General features: G+C 63.6%; 15 protein-coding genes. 2 read left to right on the plus strand and 13 right to left on the minus strand.

Annotated elements, in window-relative coordinates; genetic code table 11:
• Nucleotides 1–319 precede the first annotated feature (319 nt).
• The 6 genes from Q1A52_RS21430 to Q1A52_RS21455 form a co-directional block, all read right to left on the minus strand.
• Nucleotides 320–1,219, minus strand: coding sequence for a zincin-like metallopeptidase domain-containing protein (locus tag Q1A52_RS21430; protein ID WP_300019803.1), 900 nt, complete (start codon nucleotides 1,217–1,219; stop codon nucleotides 320–322).
• 272 nt (nucleotides 1,220–1,491) lie between these two features.
• Complete coding sequence (locus Q1A52_RS21435; protein WP_300019804.1) at nucleotides 1,492–2,664, minus strand: ATP-binding protein; 1,173 nt, start codon at nucleotides 2,662–2,664, stop codon at nucleotides 1,492–1,494.
• A gap of 52 nt (nucleotides 2,665–2,716) precedes the next feature.
• Nucleotides 2,717–3,982, minus strand: a complete 1,266-nt coding sequence (gene repC / locus Q1A52_RS21440) for a plasmid replication protein RepC (protein WP_300019805.1) — start codon at nucleotides 3,980–3,982, stop codon at nucleotides 2,717–2,719.
• 164 nt (nucleotides 3,983–4,146) lie between these two features.
• A complete protein-coding gene (gene repB, locus Q1A52_RS21445; protein WP_300019806.1) occupies nucleotides 4,147–5,142 on the minus strand; it encodes a plasmid partitioning protein RepB in 996 nt (331 codons plus the stop codon).
• A 73-nt stretch (nucleotides 5,143–5,215) separates the two neighbouring features.
• Nucleotides 5,216–6,433, minus strand: coding sequence for a plasmid partitioning protein RepA (gene repA, locus Q1A52_RS21450; protein ID WP_300019807.1), 1,218 nt, complete (start codon nucleotides 6,431–6,433; stop codon nucleotides 5,216–5,218).
• 515 nt (nucleotides 6,434–6,948) lie between these two features.
• The gene (locus Q1A52_RS21455) at nucleotides 6,949–7,287 is read right to left on the minus strand and encodes a DUF736 family protein (protein ID WP_300019808.1); all 339 of its coding nucleotides are present in this window, start codon (nucleotides 7,285–7,287) and stop codon (nucleotides 6,949–6,951) included.
• Between the two features lie 240 nt (nucleotides 7,288–7,527).
• Here Q1A52_RS21455 and Q1A52_RS21460 point away from each other — a divergent pair, with 240 nt between their 5' ends.
• Complete coding sequence (locus tag Q1A52_RS21460) at nucleotides 7,528–7,731, plus strand: hypothetical protein (protein ID WP_300019809.1); 204 nt, start codon at nucleotides 7,528–7,530, stop codon at nucleotides 7,729–7,731.
• A gap of 378 nt (nucleotides 7,732–8,109) precedes the next feature.
• Here Q1A52_RS21460 and Q1A52_RS21465 read toward each other — a convergent pair whose 3' ends face one another.
• The 4 genes from Q1A52_RS21465 to Q1A52_RS21480 form a co-directional block, all read right to left on the minus strand.
• The gene (locus Q1A52_RS21465) at nucleotides 8,110–9,966 is read right to left on the minus strand and encodes a ParB/RepB/Spo0J family partition protein (RefSeq protein ID WP_300019810.1); all 1,857 of its coding nucleotides are present in this window, start codon (nucleotides 9,964–9,966) and stop codon (nucleotides 8,110–8,112) included.
• Nucleotides 9,967–10,099: 133 nt separating this feature from the next.
• Nucleotides 10,100–10,549, minus strand: coding sequence for a hypothetical protein (locus Q1A52_RS21470; RefSeq protein WP_300019811.1), 450 nt, complete (start codon nucleotides 10,547–10,549; stop codon nucleotides 10,100–10,102).
• 448 nt (nucleotides 10,550–10,997) lie between these two features.
• On the minus strand, nucleotides 10,998–11,555 hold the full coding sequence (petA, locus tag Q1A52_RS21475) for a ubiquinol-cytochrome c reductase iron-sulfur subunit (RefSeq protein WP_300019812.1): 558 nt from the start codon (nucleotides 11,553–11,555) through the stop codon (nucleotides 10,998–11,000).
• Between the two features lie 108 nt (nucleotides 11,556–11,663).
• The gene (locus Q1A52_RS21480) at nucleotides 11,664–12,188 is read right to left on the minus strand and encodes a hypothetical protein (RefSeq protein ID WP_300019813.1); all 525 of its coding nucleotides are present in this window, start codon (nucleotides 12,186–12,188) and stop codon (nucleotides 11,664–11,666) included.
• A gap of 76 nt (nucleotides 12,189–12,264) precedes the next feature.
• Here Q1A52_RS21480 and Q1A52_RS21485 point away from each other — a divergent pair, with 76 nt between their 5' ends.
• Nucleotides 12,265–12,828 carry a Crp/Fnr family transcriptional regulator gene (locus tag Q1A52_RS21485; protein WP_300019814.1) on the plus strand — a complete coding sequence of 188 codons (564 nt, stop codon included), beginning with the start codon at nucleotides 12,265–12,267 and terminating at the stop codon, nucleotides 12,826–12,828.
• On the opposite strand, the gene Q1A52_RS21490 is transcribed toward Q1A52_RS21485, so the two are convergent.
• The 3 genes from Q1A52_RS21490 to Q1A52_RS21500 are packed head-to-tail and all read right to left on the minus strand — an operon-like array spanning nucleotide 12,825 to nucleotide 14,945.
• Nucleotides 12,825–13,274 (minus strand): DUF411 domain-containing protein, encoded by a 450-nt coding sequence (locus Q1A52_RS21490; protein WP_093454954.1) that lies wholly within the window; start codon nucleotides 13,272–13,274, stop codon nucleotides 12,825–12,827. The two genes, Q1A52_RS21485 and Q1A52_RS21490, sit on opposite strands and share 4 nt — an antisense overlap.
• The gene (locus Q1A52_RS21495; protein WP_300019815.1) at nucleotides 13,271–14,284 is read right to left on the minus strand and encodes a cation diffusion facilitator family transporter; all 1,014 of its coding nucleotides are present in this window, start codon (nucleotides 14,282–14,284) and stop codon (nucleotides 13,271–13,273) included. The genes Q1A52_RS21490 and Q1A52_RS21495 overlap by 4 nt, the downstream gene beginning before the upstream one ends.
• Before the next feature lies 1 nt (nucleotide 14,285).
• The gene (locus Q1A52_RS21500) at nucleotides 14,286–14,945 is read right to left on the minus strand and encodes a VTT domain-containing protein (protein ID WP_300019816.1); all 660 of its coding nucleotides are present in this window, start codon (nucleotides 14,943–14,945) and stop codon (nucleotides 14,286–14,288) included.
• Nucleotides 14,946–14,948 lie beyond the last annotated feature (3 nt).

The following is a 14,948-nucleotide window of genomic DNA, read 5'->3' on the forward strand; positions in this document are numbered from 1 at the left end:
TGCAATTGTCATCGCCATCAGGCACAACTTAACGCATTCCCAGCCGCAGGTTGTTTCGTCCGAATCTCGACGCTCTGACTATCATGCAGCGAAAATTGGGGCCTTTGCCGGACGGATGTAGGACCTATGAATGACCGCTCTGGCGACGGGAGTTGCAGCGTAGCGGAAAATGCGCTGCACCTGCAATCAGATGCTGCGTCAGCAGTGGCCGCAGTTGCAAAAGTCCGGAAAGTCCCGCATTGCCGCCACCGATTATTGGCGCGATGAAGGTCCGGAACCGTCACCTGCGAACCCTTAGGCAGGTCTATTTTGAGACCGCCTAAGCGACTGCCTCGTCCTGATCCGGTTGCAGACCGTGCAGAAAATCGACCGCACGCTGTGCATGGGCCGCGGCCTGGAAGATATATCGCGTGTCGCTTCGAAGACCGCGAAGCCAATGATCGATATAGGCGGCATGCTCCGGGCGCGGATCCGGCGACAATCCCAGATCGGCGGCCAGAAACGCAGCGCCCAGTTCCGCGACAAGCTCCTCTTGCGCATAGCCTTCATCGCCCCAGCGTTTTCGACCGAAACTCCGGTCCAGGCGATCGGGATGGCGGGTCCAGTGGGTGATCTCATGACCGAGTGTTGCGTAGTAGCTCTCTGGGTCTTGGAAAGTCTCGAAGGACGGCATCTGCACGTAGTCCGGCTCAACGGCGTAATAGGCCTGGGTTCCCCCGTGACGAATGTCGGCCCCCGTGGCTCCAAAGAAGGCGTCTGCAGCTGCATCGCGCTCGACTGTGTCGAGTATCGGCTCTGGGACGGCATAGAACCCCTCGGGAAGGCCCTCGAATTGGTCGACGTTGAAAACCGTGTAGCCTTTCATGAAGGGGATCGCGACCTCGCGGTCCTGACCGGCCGCGTCAGTTTCGGTTTTGCGGAAGGTGTCTGCATAGACGACCAGCTCGCCCTTTGCGCCCTTGCGCACCTGGCCGCCGAGTTCTGACGCCTGACGATAGGTCATCCAGGTCGGCGCGGCGAAGCCTTTGGCAACCGAGGCGGCCCAGAGCAGGACGATGTTGAGACCGCGATAGGCGACCCCGTTGTGCCGCAAGGGTCGGGAAATCCGCCCCGCAAGATGTTCGGCGTTCCAGGGCTTGTGCCAAGGTTGGGTCCCGGCTTCGAGATCGGCGATGATCTTCGCGGTGACGCGGGTGTAGATGTCAGGTCGATGTGCCATGATGTCCTCCTTTCGGCAGGTCCCTCGTGCGGGACGCGAAAAGGCAGGACGGACGCCGTGAGCCGACGGCGCATGGTCAACACGGGGGAGCGTCCGCGACCGGCGCGGGCAGGCCATTGCGCTGGCGGTGGCGTCTGTCAGGCCCGCGCTCCCCTGCTCGCACAGGGGACCTGACGGGAGGCGCAGCAAGCAGGCGGGTCGAGGATTGATCAGCCCCGTGTCATCGGGGCTTGGGCCGCGGATTGGCCTGGAACCCAGGCCGAGACGCGCTCCTAGAGCGCGCGCAGCCGGTCGATTGCGGCCGAGAGCGGCATGGCACGGAGCCCGCCCTGCCCCGGCACTTCGCGGGTCTCGGCATAGACCAGAAGCCGCTCCGCCACGTCGAGATCGTCAGCGGCGATATGAAATCCGCGGGTGACCTTGGGACTGGTCGTGCGTTTGATCTCAATGGCCCAAAGCGCGCCGCCGGGCAATTTCAGGATCAGGTCGATCTCGGCCCCGGCCGAGGAGCGATAGAAACTGGCTTCGGTGCCACGCGGGGCCGCCGCGATCAGGTTTTCGATGCAGAAGCCTTCCCAGGAGCCGCCGACCACCGGATGACCGAGCAGCGCCTCGGACGTCTCAAGTCCCAAAAGCGCGTGGGTCAGGCCCGCATCGCGGATATAGACCTTGGGTGATTTGACGAGCCGCTTGCCGGTATTCGCGTGCCAGGGCGGGAGCCGTCGCACCAGCATCAGGTCCACCAGCAGATCGAGATAGCGCGCAATGCTTTGGCCGGAGACACCCAGCCCCGCCGCCAGCTTTGCCGCATTCAAGAGCCCGCCCTGCTCATGGGCCAGCATGGTCCAGAACCGCCGCAGGGTTTCGGCCGGGATGCGCAGGCCGAAGCTCGGGATGTCGCGTTCGAGATAGGTTCGAATGAAATCCTCGCGCCAGCTCAGGCTGGCCCGGTCCGACTGAGCCAGGAAGCTGTCGGGAAAGCCGCCGCGCAGCCAGAGCCTCTGCAAGGCCCCCTGCTCCACTTCATCCAGCGTGAAGGGGGTCAGTTCGTGATAGCTGACCCGGCCTGCCAGCGATTCTGCGCTTTGCTGCAACAGCGTATTGGAGGCCGACCCCAGGAGCAGGAATTGCCCGGTGCGGTGCCCGGCCCGGCGACGGCGGTCGATCTGCCCCCGAAGGGCACCAAACAGCCCCGGCATCAGCTGCACCTCGTCAATCACCACCAGCTTGCCCATCTGCGCATCGAGATAGAGATCGGGCTCCTCGAGGATCTGCCGGTCCGCGGTCCGCTCCATGTCGAGATAGATCGCCTCGCGGGTCTCCGCGATGTCCTGGGCGAGCGTGGTCTTGCCGACCTGACGCGGCCCGAGAAGGACGACCCCCGCCTGGGCATCGAGGGCGTCTTCGACCCGTTTGAGGTGATTGCGCACGATCATACCTTGCATTTATTCCATCGCATGGAAGGTTTGCAAGGATTTCGAGCGGTGAAGCCCCGTGTCACGCCGCCATCTCACTCAGCCGACCGAAGAAGCTACGCTCCAGATGCAGCTCCCCTGCCCCGGCCTTTTCGACCATCCCCCGCAGATATCCGCCCGGCGAGTTGACCTCGCCTGAATGGACCTTCTCGAAGACCAAGGCAAATGCAGCCGCAGCGGCGGGTTTGCCCATCTGCTCCTGTGCGGCGACCCAGGCATGTTCCGAAATCCCAATCATCGGCCGCAATTCACCGGCGACCCGCACGAAATCGCGCCAATCACGGATGTAGCCGCCCAGATTGCGCCCCCAGGAGGTGAATTCCGGGCAGGCTCGCAATATCGTTCCCAGCTCGATCCCGACCTGCGGCTTGTTCGCCTCCCCTGCCCCACTGTCCGATGCGGTCCGTGCCACAGGTGCTGGCTCTGCCCGTCCGGGTGATTCGGCTGCCGCTTCCTCATTTTCTGAGGAATTACGAATTACAGGATGAAGTTGTTTTGTAATTGGTATGTGAGGTCCGGAACTGACCTCCCTGGGGTCCATATTTTCTCTTTCTTCGGTCATCTCTGTGCTTTGACCCACAGGTTTTGCCTCCCGCAGAAACACCTTCTCGGCCCGCGACAGCAGGTCAGCGAAGCGATTTGCCAGCCGCTGAAGCATGTCGGCCCCCGCGCGCGGGCCTGGCAGGCACGTCAGAAGCGCCTCAAAGGCCTGTTGCAGGCTCCGGAGCCCCGGCATGTGTTCCTGGCGCTCCAGCGCCGCCTCGAGACGCGCCCGGATACTGCGCCGGGCAATCGTGATCTGACGCCGCAGACGGTGACAGAGCGCGCGCTCCGCCGCCAGATCGGCCGCCAGAGCCTCGAACTCTGCGACGCGGGCGCTCAAGGGGGCGAGATCGAACCCGTAGGCCTCGACAATCACACCATCGGCATCGCGGCGACCCCAGCGTTTGCCATTCGGGCTGTCCCGGAAAGTGATCACACCGACCTCCGCCAGGCGCCGGGCGTGGCGTTTGAGCGTCGACAAGGAAAACCCGGTCCGCTCCATCAGATAGGCGTTCGACGCCCAGACGATGGGTCGTCGCCCCTCTTCCCAATCCTGGGGCTGGGTAAAGGCCGCAAGCGTATCGAGCAGCAGAAGATCTGCCGCTTTCAGCCCGATATGGGCCCCGACACGTTTCGCTGCGACAACACTGCGTGTCTTGGCAATGGAAATCTGTTCGCCGTCTCGGGCCAGCTGATCCGCGGTCCCGAGAGCCGGCGTCGGCTTGCGCCAACCGCTCTGTGTCATTCCTGTATCTCACCTCCGGTTTTGTGGAGGCAAAAGATTCCCGTGCGCCAAAACGACGTTCTTTCGTTGACAGTGATTCGCGGGAGCGGTATCCAGAAGGTGTCTAATCTATTTGGATAAGCTCTCGGGCCGGATCGGCTTGGGGGCTTTTCTTTTGCCTCAGGTCATGATGTCGATGTCTCCTCCGATTGAGACAGATACTCTGCATAGAGCTGGTCGAGGTTCTCCGAGAGAAACTCTCCAAAGCCTGCGGAATCCTTTGATGTCAGCGAAATGGTATAGGCGCGGCCCGCGCGTCCGATGACGCCCTTGATCCGGCCCTCTCCGGCGGTCCAGGTGCGCTTGACCGGGGTGGCTTTCGCCGCCCGGCGCCGGGGTGCCCTGCCCGCCTCGGTCACTTTGCTGTGCAGAATTTCGAACTTTGTGTCGCTGTCGAGTTGGTCAAAGCCCTCCGTGGCCAGGATACGGTCGGCCACCGCGACATTGCTTTTGACCGCCATCAGCTTCTTGAAGTCTTCCCAGCGGTCGCGCCCGATCTGCTTGGCGGGTCCGATCGCGGCGATGACATGGCCCGGCACAGTCCCCGCCACCGACAGCATGCGCGACAAGAGCGTGCCGTCGATGGTCAGCGCCTGCTGGATCACCTCCTTGGCCTGGCCGAGATCATGCAGGTTCCTGGCGAACAGCGCCTTCTCGATGAAGGAAAGATCGGCCCGGGCCGTGTTCTCCTGGCCCTGCGCCAGCACATGGGCGACATCGTCCATCTCCTTGACCACGGCGCGGACCGGCCGTCCGAGCGCGCGCGCGACGCGGACCCGGCGATGCCCGAAGACGACCATATAGCGATTGGCGGCCTCCGGATGCGGCCTGAGCAGGACCGGTGTGTCCTGCCCGCTTGATGCGATCGAGGCTTTCAGCTCGTCGAAGGCCTCGTCATCGCCGCTGAGCCGGTCATTGACGAAAGAGGCATCGATCAAGGCGGGATCGATCTCGACGATGGTTTCGCCTTCGAGAAGGCGCTTGGAGTTTTCGGCGAGACTGTCGATCGAGACCTTCATGGACTTCGAAGCACCGCGCATCGCGTAGCTCGAGCGGCCTCCATCGACCGGTGGGTCGGTCGGCTGCCCGATCACGGATTTCAACAGGTCTTTTCTGGCCATGATGCCCTCCTTTCCGGGCCACGAGACCCCCCATCTGCACGGCTGTCAAAACGCATCTGCACGGCTGTCAAACTCATCGGTTTTCGCGCCCCCAGGCCTGATGCACGAGACCGGCGATTTCATCGTTGACGGCGTTCAGAGAGGTGATCGCGCGGTCATAGGTCGACCGCACGAACTGCGCCCGCTCGACCTCGTAAAGCGTCTGCTTGGTGATCCCGGCATCCGAGATCGCTGTCGATTTCACCATCTGCGCTTCGAGCATCTGGTTGGGAAACATTGCCTGCAGGAAGCCTACCATCTGCTTTTGCGGCCCATCGGTGGGTTCGAACCGCGTGACGAGATAGCGGAACCATTTGAGACGCATCTCCGCCCCGGCTTCGCGGACGGTGCGCAGGATACCGCCCAACATCAGGAGGAACTGGCTCATCGACATCACGTCGAGCATCTGGGGATGCACGGTGATCAGCACCGAACTTGAGGCTGTCAGCGCGGTTAGGGTCAGATATCCAAGCTGGGGCGGGCAATCGATCACCACCACGTCGTAGCGGTCTTCGACCTCTTCCAGCGCTTTTGAGATGCGCGTGAAGAAGGCGCGGCCTTCGGACGGGTCACGGCTCGTGAGGGCCACCGGCGTGTCGTATTCGTATTCCTGCAGATCGAGGCTGGCTGGGACGATATCCAGGTTCGGGAAATTCGTGGGCCGGATCACCGCGCTGATCGGCTGGCGCTCGGCGTCATAGCGCAGGGTCTCGTAAAGCGAGGAAACAGAGTCTAATTCAGGCTGAATCCCGTGCAATGCGGTGAGCGAGGCCTGGGGATCAAGATCGACCGCCAGCACCCGATGGCCCTTGAGAGCCAGGTGCTGCGCCAGATGCGCGGCGGTCGTTGTCTTGCCACTGCCCCCCTTGAAGTTGACGACGGAGATGACATGCAGCTCTTCGCCTTCGGTGCGGTGGGGCAGGTAACGCCGCTTGCCCGGACGGCCATGGGCATCGAGATAGGCGCGCAGCTCCAGCATTTGTGCTGCGGAATAGGATCGCCGCCCAGAGGCCGAGGTTTGTGGCTCCGGCCCTTTGCCCTCCAGATGAAGCTTCTTGATCGTCGACTGCGTGACGCCGAGGAAATAGGCCACCTCGGCGAGAGAAAACTGCCGCAGACCCTTCTGGGCATCGGGGGGGTATTGTTCCTGACGCAAGATATTGAGTCGATCGGAAATCAGTTCTCCTTGCTGGAGAATGATTTCATCGAAGGCCAACTCGCCTGTATCTTGCCGGAATGGTGCTGTCGCCATCCTGCCGCCTCGCCTAATATCGCTTTTATCGCGATTTCTTTCGTTAAACTGTGACTACAGCGGAAGTGGGTTATCCACAACGATTTTTTCAGCGGGCGGCAAAGCACTGCCGGATCATGGCAGAGATCGGGGAGACCACAAGACACCGCAGATAGGGCAAGAGGGACCGCTATATCTGGTAGGGTGCAATACCGGTCCAGTCCTTACGTCTTTGCGCAGAAGGCGGCGGAATTACTATAATTTATTGTTTTTAATAATGTTTCCCGATTTGCACGGCTGTCAAAAAAGGCAAATCACGATCCGAGCATATGGGCCGTGGCGCCAGATGGCCGTTGCCTGCGACCACCCGTGCAGGCTTGCGCCACAATCACGGTCGTCCGCACGGAGCGCACCGGGGTCTCGCTCGGAGGACCCCGGCAAGAAACACCCCCAGCCCACCCATTGGAGAGAATCGGGCCCCGATTCCCAGGCCCAAGCCCGGGTGGGTTGGCCGGGAGTCCCGGCCAACCGCGGGCTCACGCGGCCTCTTTCGGGCCCCAGGGGATCACCGCCTGCAGGGTCGGGTCGTCCTGATGCGCCGCCTGGCCGAGATTGGCATTGAACCCGTAGTCCCGGATCGTCAGCGTGAAATAGTCCGCGCCGGTCTCCCGGTTCTGTTTGCGCCAGATGCCGCCGCATTCGACGAGACGGCCGCGGGGCGAGCGGCCGAGCACCCGGTGGGTGGGTGCCATCGGATTGTCGTTGGTCACGGGTTCCACGGAGATGTCGAGATCGAAGGTCAGGGTCGAGATCGACCCAGTGCCCTTGGCGGTGCCGATCTCGGCGGCGTCAAATTTGATGCAGTTCGGGGTCATTGCGTGTCTCCTTTTCTGGTGTTGCAATGCCGGTGACCAAAGCAGGGAGCCCTGGGGCAGCACCGCAGGCGCAGCGCAGCGGAGAAGGGCAGGGGGGCGCACTTTTTGACCCGCGCGGAATGCCCGGCACGGGCAGGGGAAAAAGACGGGCCCCAACCTTTGCGGCTCCCGGGGGGCCCTGCCACCGGCAACGCTCAGCAACACCGGTCGGAGACGGGCCGGACCCCCGGACAACAACAGGTGCCCGCCACGATCAGCGCCAATGGCTTGGACAGGATCTGCGCCTCGGCAACGCATGTCGCCGGAACGCAAGGACAGCACGCCATCCCACCTCTCATCCGGGAACTTGCTGGCCTGGCTCCGGCACCGGTCGCCGCCATGGGTCCCATGCCGCAAACCCGCGAGGCGGCGTCAACCGGTCGTCACCCCAAGGCCATCCCGTGAGATATCAATCAGGGTTTCGGCACAGGTCGCAGCGGGCAGGCCACCTGTCTCAGCGCCATGCCCGGCGCGCGGGGTGCGACGCTCCCGCCCCGCCTCATGGGCCTCCAGCCCGATTCACTGGCTGCAACGGCACGCCCCGGAGCTGCCGCAAGTGGCCACTCCACGCCCAACGGGCCTGACGACCCCCCCCCTGAGTGTCTCCCCGGCCCCTCCCGTCGCGCAGCGACCCCCGCGCGGGCAGCGCCGGTCCGGCGGCGGGGCAGGGGGCATTCCTCTGCCCCGCCGCCGGACAAATTTGCTCCATCCCGTACCCGCACTGGCCGGAGCAAAAAAGACCCCGCCGGAGCGGGGCCAGGTGGTCTTCCCACGAAGGAAGGCTCAGAGGCAATCCGGGACCCAGATCGCCAGCTTGTCTTTCTGCTCGGAGGTCAGCCCCATGAGTTTCTGCGTGGTCGCATCGCCGATCAGCTTTTCCAGCTTCTCGGCCTTCTCCGCCTTCTTGAGTTTGCCGAAGGCCACCACACGCGCGTCGCGGGTATCGCAGTCGAGGAAGGTGCAGAGAAGGTCGGTCAGCACCCCGGCGGAGACGCGCGAGAAGAAATTCTCCGCCGTGGGCGTCCAGAGGGCTCGAATATCGGCCTTGGCCTCGGCGGCGATGGCTGAAAAGAAACCTTCGTCCCCGGCCTGATCGGGCAGGGCGCGCGCGAAAGCTTCGGTCAGGACCGCGTTGCGGGCCTTCTTGCCGCTGGCCCGAAAGGCGGTGAAGGCCTCCTCCAGATCATCGACGCGGGTGCCGGTCTGCCAACCGGTGGTCGGCTCGAGACCGTGATCAAGCCGCGGCTCGCGGTCAAACCCATCCTCGATGCTCGGGACGTTGTTGGGACGTCCGAGGCGCAGATCAAAGAGGCTTTCGAACGACCCGGAGGCTTCCGACAGGCCGAAGGCCAGAAGATCAAGCACAAGGTCCGGCTTGGCCAGAAGGGCCGATTGCACCGCCGCCAGCCGGATCGCTTGCATGTCGGCCCTCAGCTTCTGGGAGTAGGGGGATTTCGGCGCGGGGGCAGGGCGGTCGGGGGCTGTAAGAACGCCCGCCGCGAGGGCCACGTCCTTGTCCTCGGGGCGCACCAGACCGGCGGTGATCTCCACCTTACCCGATTGATTTACAAGGATAAGGCACCCCGAGACGCGCTTCTGGTCGTCGGTGTATGAGCCGTCGAGGGTGGATTGCAGATCGGCCAGCCGCGCCTCGCCGTCCGCGTCGAGCACACCCGCCTCGCACATCTCGGCAAGTTGGTCGTAATCCTCGGCCTCCGCGTCGCTCAGATCGCCCTCGACCGGGTAAAGCCGTGTCAGCTTGGCTTGGTCGGTTTCATAGTAGTTGAGCCATGGCTCGCGCGTGGCCTCGGCCCAGAGCCAGCCCGCATCCGCCACCAGCGCGTCACGGGCCGCCTCGAGCCGTTCGTCAAAGAGGTCATCCAGCAGAGCCGGATCGGTGAAATAGACCGCCTGCGAAAACAGGTCCCGCGTGATCGCGCCGCCTGCGGCCTTATAGGCCTCTTGGCCGACAAAGAGCGCGCGGCGGTCACTGCCGGTCACCGCTTCGGGGGTGAGCGCGGATTTCAGCTGCGCCTCGGAGATCGGCTGCCCCTTGATCTGCTCGAGAAGCGTGAGCGTCAACGCCGCATCCTGCGACAAGGTGAAGGCCTTGGCCGCGCCGAGGGTGATCTTGCCTGCGGCAAGCGCGTCAATGACCGGGGCGGGCAAGGCGGCAAGGGCCAGCCGCTGATAGACCTGGGCCTCGCTGGTGGCGAAGGCCAGCGCAATATCGGGCACTGTCGCGCCCTTGGCCGTCATTGCTCCAAAGGCGCGGATTTCATCCGCCGGGGTCAGGGCTTCACGCGCGGCATTTTCGGCATTGGCCCAGATGGCGGCTTCCTCGGCATCCTCGGTGATGCGCACCGGGACGGTGACCGGGGCAGGGGTTTCGGCCTCGGCGGCGATCTTCTGCAATGCCCGCAGGCGGCATCCGCCCGCGACGATTTCGACGCGGCCTTTCTTTGTGCGCAGGCCTGCAAGGTTCTGGATCAGTCCGAAGCGGGCGATACTGGCCGCCAATGTGTCGATATGCGCGTCCGAGACGCTCTTGCGCGGATTGAGGTCCGAGAGCGTGAGGGCGTCGAGCGGCACCAGTTCGATGCTGCCCGTGTCGGTGAGGATCGGGTCTTGCTTGGTCATGGGGAAGTCTCCTTGAGTTTGTGGGTGGGATGTGGCGCCTACCGCGCCGTGGCGGCGCAGGAGGACGATGGAAGGGGAAGGGCAGGGGAAGGCCCCCAAAAGACGCTCAGGGCGTCTCTGAGGCGCTGTCGGGTTACCACCAGCAGGAATAGACCACGGTCGATCCGGCCTGCATTTCGGCCCGCGCCCATCCGCAGAAGTCCAGGTCGTAGTTGCGGTAGTCTTGCGCCTGTTCGTCCTGGAACTGGTGGCCGTAGAAAAAGCCGCCGTCGCACTGGAGCAGGGTGCCGTCGGTGACGGCCTGTTCCAGACGATCGATGTCCTCCGGCGCGAGGATCAACTCGCCGCAGTTGAGGTCGCTGGCCGAGAGGCCGGTGCGGGCGACATAGAGGGTTTCCATGAATGTCTGCAGCTTGGAATGCTTGCGCCAGACAAAGGCGGGCACTTCCCCTTCGTCTCCGCTTTCGGGTGTCTTGAGATAGGCATATTGATCGAGGCCCATGGTCTCGCTCCTTTCCTTCGTGGTTGGCGCGGCATGGGTCTTTTGTGCTTTGGCCCATTGTCCGCCTTGGGCGCGGGCCATCCCTGTCTCTGACGTTCGGAAGACCCCCGCGTCTTCCGAAGGGCAGAGCAGGGAAGGGCACAGCCCGACCTGCGGCCGGGCGGCGGCGGGACACAGGGGGCCGAAGCGGTGAAATCGGGAGGGACCCGGCGGCATCAGCCGACGGGAGGCACCGGATTTCTCCGGCGGAGGCTGACGCGCCAGCGGCACCCGAGCCCCTGTTGGCGCCGTCGTTCGGATGTCAGGCGGAGGAAAAATGCAAAACCGTCGGGGGTGCCAAAGCAGAGCGGCGGCGCCCCCGTCGATTGACCGCGTGATCGCGGGCAGGCCCGCGATTGCCTTTGTCTTGTGCCCGAAGGATGGTTACCCGGAAGGGCGGAGACAGTATTGGCTCCGGGGCACCTTATGCCCTAGAGCCTGCCCAACCCTGCGGTTGGCGGGCCAGTCAGGATGACAACGCCGCATGCGCCTAACCGAGCGTCAGCACCATGTTGTCGGACAGGGCCAGAGGTGGAATGTGCAGGTTCTCCGGCGCAGGCCCTTTGCGAATACGACCCGCGGTATCGTAGTGCGACCCGTGGCAGGGACAGAACCACCCTCCAAAATCGCCCGCGCCATCGCCAAGCGGGACACATCCCAAATGCGTGCAGACACCGATCATCACCAGATAGGCGTCATGGCCCGGAATGGCCCGGTTCTCATCCTGCGCTGTGGCCTCGCCGGGAAGATTGGGATTGCGCGCATCGGTGTCCGGCAAGGTGGAGACCGCCTCTTCACGCGCCTGGGCCATCTCCGCTTGCGTCCGGTGGCGAATGAAGACGGGCTTTCCGCGCCAATTGACGGTCAGTTGGGTGCCTTCCGCGAGCCCGGAGATATCCACCGAGATTGTCGCCAGGGCGCGCACATCCGCCGATGGGTTCATTTGATTGATCAGCGGCCAGAGCGCCGCACCGGAGGCGACGACGCCCGCGCCAGCAGTGGCATAATACAGGAAATCCCTGCGGTCAGTGTCGTCGGTCGCATCCATAGCACAGCGAGTGTGCAACCTTCCCGCCCCGGAACGTCAACGCAGGTTTTGTAATGTTTTGTCTGCAACCCGGGGGCTGGCGGAGGGAAACTGTGGCGGATCTTCAGCTCAATGGTGGGGCGGTTCGCCTTTTGCCACCATGAGGTGATGCTCCTGGTGATGCGCGCCGATGGTCATCAGCCCGAAGAACCCAAGACCCTGTATCTGGTCGGAATCGCCATCGACGAGGAGGGCAACACCATCCCCGAGATCCTCTGTCGTGACCTCCCAACCCGTCTCGGCAGCCAGGAACGGCGCATGGGCAGGCACCATGGCGCGAATGGCCTCGAGAACGCGCGGTGCTCCGCGGATTTCGAACCGGATACCGGCGGGCCGCACACTGCGGGTAACCTCGGCCTCCATCGTCACAAGCTCCATGTCCACCAGATGTCGCCTCAGGGCCGCGATATCGACATTTGCCCAATCGGTAGCGGGATCGGCGCGTAGGAGCGCCACGATCTCGGCCATGGCGGCAAAGGCAGATTGCCCGGTTTCCTGCGGACCCGGCATCGCATGCCCGGTCGCGGAATGGCTGTGCTGGGCCGCGACGGGTCCAGACAATGACAGGGCAAGCAGGAGAGCAACAAGGCGCATGGGGGGATCCTTTTGAACGGCACGATACCCGTTTTTCGTAGCACGCAGGCCTGCTCTGGAATATGATTTCAATCATATGCTGCCAGAGCCCTACGACCTTCTCCCGACAACTGCGCGTCAGTCGCACACAATTGCGGCTGGCGACGTGCTCTTCCGACAGGGTGCAAGGACCCTGGGCCTCTATGTGCTGATAACCGGGCGTGTGCATCTCGAACGGGTTGGTCCGAATGGCGAGCGGCTCATCATTCACCGGGCGACATCCGGGACCAGCTTTGCCGAAGCCTCGGTCTTTTCGGAGCGCTATCATTGCGATGCCATCGTGATGGATGCAGGTGAGTTGGTCCGGATCGACAAGTCCGCGGTTCTCGCCGCCTTCGCGAACCCGGATTTTGCGCGGGCCTATGGACGCCATGCGGCCCAACAGGTTCAGGCGCACCGGCAGATCATGGAAATTGTCGGCATCCGACGCGCCGAGGATCGGGTGATGGCGGGGATCGTTGCGGGTCTTCTGGATGGCACCGTCGTCGACTTTGCCGCGCGCCTCCAGCTGACGCATGAGGCGACCTACCGTGCGCTGCGGGCGCTTGTCGAAGCGGGCCGGGTTACAAACCCGTCCCGTGGGACCTACCGATTGGCCTAGCTATGACTGGCAAAGACCGATGTCGCGCCATCGGGCCCGACAAGCAGCGTATCAAACGTATCGCCGGCACCGGGACCGCCCATGCCGGGGGAACTCATCGGCATACCCGGTACACTCAGCCCGCGCGCCGCCGGTTGCTCTGAAAGAAGCCGGGCGATGTCCTCAGCCGGCACATGGCCCTCAATGAAATAATCGCCCACCACGGCGGTGTGGCAACCGGCCAGTTCCGGCGCGATCCGGAGCCTGTCTTTCAGCGCATAGAGGGCGTCCTGATCGACATCCTGGGCCTCGACCAGAAATCCGGCTTGCCGGACATGATCGACCCAGGCCGTGCAGCATCCGCAGGTCGGGGTTTTGACAACCTTGATGATGGGCCCGGCATCAGCCATGGCCGGGAGCGCGATTGTGGCGGCAGCGCCGGTCAGCAGAAAGCTACGTCGTTTCATGTGTCGTTTCCTTTTGAATTGCGTTCGAGATTAGCATCCGGAGCGGCACTGTCGAGGTGATCGCGGTGCGCAGGTGGTTCATGAAGCTCTGCCTGCGGCCCCATCGATTGCGTGACGTCCAAATCGTCCGCGTGGCGCTCGTCGAGGCAGTCCGTTTCAAGCTGCAGGGTCACCATGTGAAACCGGTGATGCTTGGTCAGGTGCGTATAGGCGGTCTCAAGGATGCGCGCGGCATCGGCAGGTTCTGCATGGCGCAGATGGGCCGAGAAGGCGTGCTTGCCGCTGGTCAGGGTCCAGGCGTGGACATGGTGGACATCGAGAACGCCGTCCTGCGCGCGCAGATCAGCGGTCACGGCCGAGAGATCAGTATCTTCCGGGGTCCCTTCCAACAGAATATGCACCGCCTCGCGGATAACTCCGATCGAGGCCCAGAGGAGCACGACCCCGAAGGCCATACCAAGGATCGGATCGATCGCCAGAAAGCCGGTGAACTCGATGACGAGCGCGGTCACGATGATCAACAGGCTGCCGACGAAGGTCTGGATGATGTGCCAGAGGGCCCCGCGGGCATTCAGATCATCCTGGCTGGATTTCCACATCAGGCCGAGCGAGATCACCTCGGTGACCAAGCCACCGAAGGCCACCCAGAGCATCGGTCCCGTGGGCAGATGGATCGGATTTCCGAGCCGCATCGCCCCCATCCAGATCACCAGAAGCGCCATGCCGAGAAGAAAGCCGCCATTCACGAGCGCGCCAATGATCTCTGCGCGATACCACCCGTAACTGCGCGCCATATCCGCCGGGCGGCGCGCGATCCGCTGCGCAATGATGGCGACGAGCACGCCCCCGACGGCGGACAACGTGTGAAACGCATCTGACAGCACCGCGATCGAGCCGGTCCAGAGCCCGACGGCCAGTTCGATCACGAAGTAGATGCCGGTCAGCCAGGCAGATATGACCAGAGCTTTTCCCGACGACGGCATATGTCCCGCATGTGAATGAGTGGCCATGTCAGATCTCCTTTTTCGGCGTGCGGCGGTCACGCCATACCGCAAAGAGGACGGACGCGGCGGTAAATGCGCCAAGCGCCAGCGCCGTCCAGGTGGCGGTTTGCACGTCCCCATTCATGGCTTCGCTGCCGAGATGGGCGAGCAAGAAGCTGGCCGGAATGATCCCCGCGAGGGTCGCCAGGGCAAACCGCCAAAGGTGCAAGACGCTCAATCCTGCAGCGTAGCTGACCATGTCGAAGGACAGGAACGGCAGCAGTCGGCTTCCGAACACCAGAAACGTCAGTGTATTCTGTGACCCCAGAAGTCCACGCCCGATCGTCTCGCCGACATGGCGTTCCACGAAAGAGCGCCCCAGCCTGCGCGCGAGCAGAAACGCGGCCAGCGCGCCGATCTCTGCGCCGAGCACGACGAGCAGTGTTCCGTAGGTGTGACCATAGGCGGCCCCGGCAGCCAGCGCGATCGGCGCCGAGGGCAGGGGACTGGCCACGATCGCCAGCGTCATCAGCGCCACGACCAGAAGCGGACCAAGAAGACCAGCCGCCTCGATCCAAAGGCGCAGGTCGTCGCGCTCCGGCAGATCGGCATCGAGCCCCGCAAGGTCCGGACGCGCCAGGACGAGAAGCAAGAGCCCCAGAAGGACAAGAACAACGACACGCACCATGGC

Origin of the sequence: uncultured Roseobacter sp. (genome assembly GCF_947488185.1) — a bacterium.
Classification (GTDB): Bacteria; Pseudomonadota; Alphaproteobacteria; order Rhodobacterales; family Rhodobacteraceae; genus Roseobacter.

Coding starts and splice junctions, on each gene's coding strand:
- Q1A52_RS21430 (WP_300019803.1), bottom strand. CDS start 1,219: ATGGCACATCGACCTGACATCTACACCCGCGTCACCGCGAAGATCATC.
- Q1A52_RS21480 (WP_300019813.1), bottom strand. CDS start 12,188: ATGCGCCTTGTTGCTCTCCTGCTTGCCCTGTCATTGTCTGGACCCGTC.
- Q1A52_RS21485 (WP_300019814.1), top strand. CDS start 12,265: ATGCTGCCAGAGCCCTACGACCTTCTCCCGACAACTGCGCGTCAGTCG.
- Q1A52_RS21495 (WP_300019815.1), bottom strand. CDS start 14,284: ATGGCCACTCATTCACATGCGGGACATATGCCGTCGTCGGGAAAAGCT.
- Q1A52_RS21455 (WP_300019808.1), bottom strand. CDS start 7,287: ATGACCCCGAACTGCATCAAATTTGACGCCGCCGAGATCGGCACCGCC.
- Q1A52_RS21465 (WP_300019810.1), bottom strand. CDS start 9,966: ATGACCAAGCAAGACCCGATCCTCACCGACACGGGCAGCATCGAACTG.
- repC (WP_300019805.1), bottom strand. CDS start 3,982: ATGACACAGAGCGGTTGGCGCAAGCCGACGCCGGCTCTCGGGACCGCG.
- petA (WP_300019812.1), bottom strand. CDS start 11,555: ATGGATGCGACCGACGACACTGACCGCAGGGATTTCCTGTATTATGCC.
- repA (WP_300019807.1), bottom strand. CDS start 6,433: ATGGCGACAGCACCATTCCGGCAAGATACAGGCGAGTTGGCCTTCGAT.
- repB (WP_300019806.1), bottom strand. CDS start 5,142: ATGGCCAGAAAAGACCTGTTGAAATCCGTGATCGGGCAGCCGACCGAC.
- Q1A52_RS21500 (WP_300019816.1), bottom strand. CDS start 14,945: ATGGTGCGTGTCGTTGTTCTTGTCCTTCTGGGGCTCTTGCTTCTCGTC.
- Q1A52_RS21490 (WP_093454954.1), bottom strand. CDS start 13,274: ATGAAACGACGTAGCTTTCTGCTGACCGGCGCTGCCGCCACAATCGCG.
- Q1A52_RS21470 (WP_300019811.1), bottom strand. CDS start 10,549: ATGGCCCGCGCCCAAGGCGGACAATGGGCCAAAGCACAAAAGACCCAT.
- Q1A52_RS21435 (WP_300019804.1), bottom strand. CDS start 2,664: ATGCAAGGTATGATCGTGCGCAATCACCTCAAACGGGTCGAAGACGCC.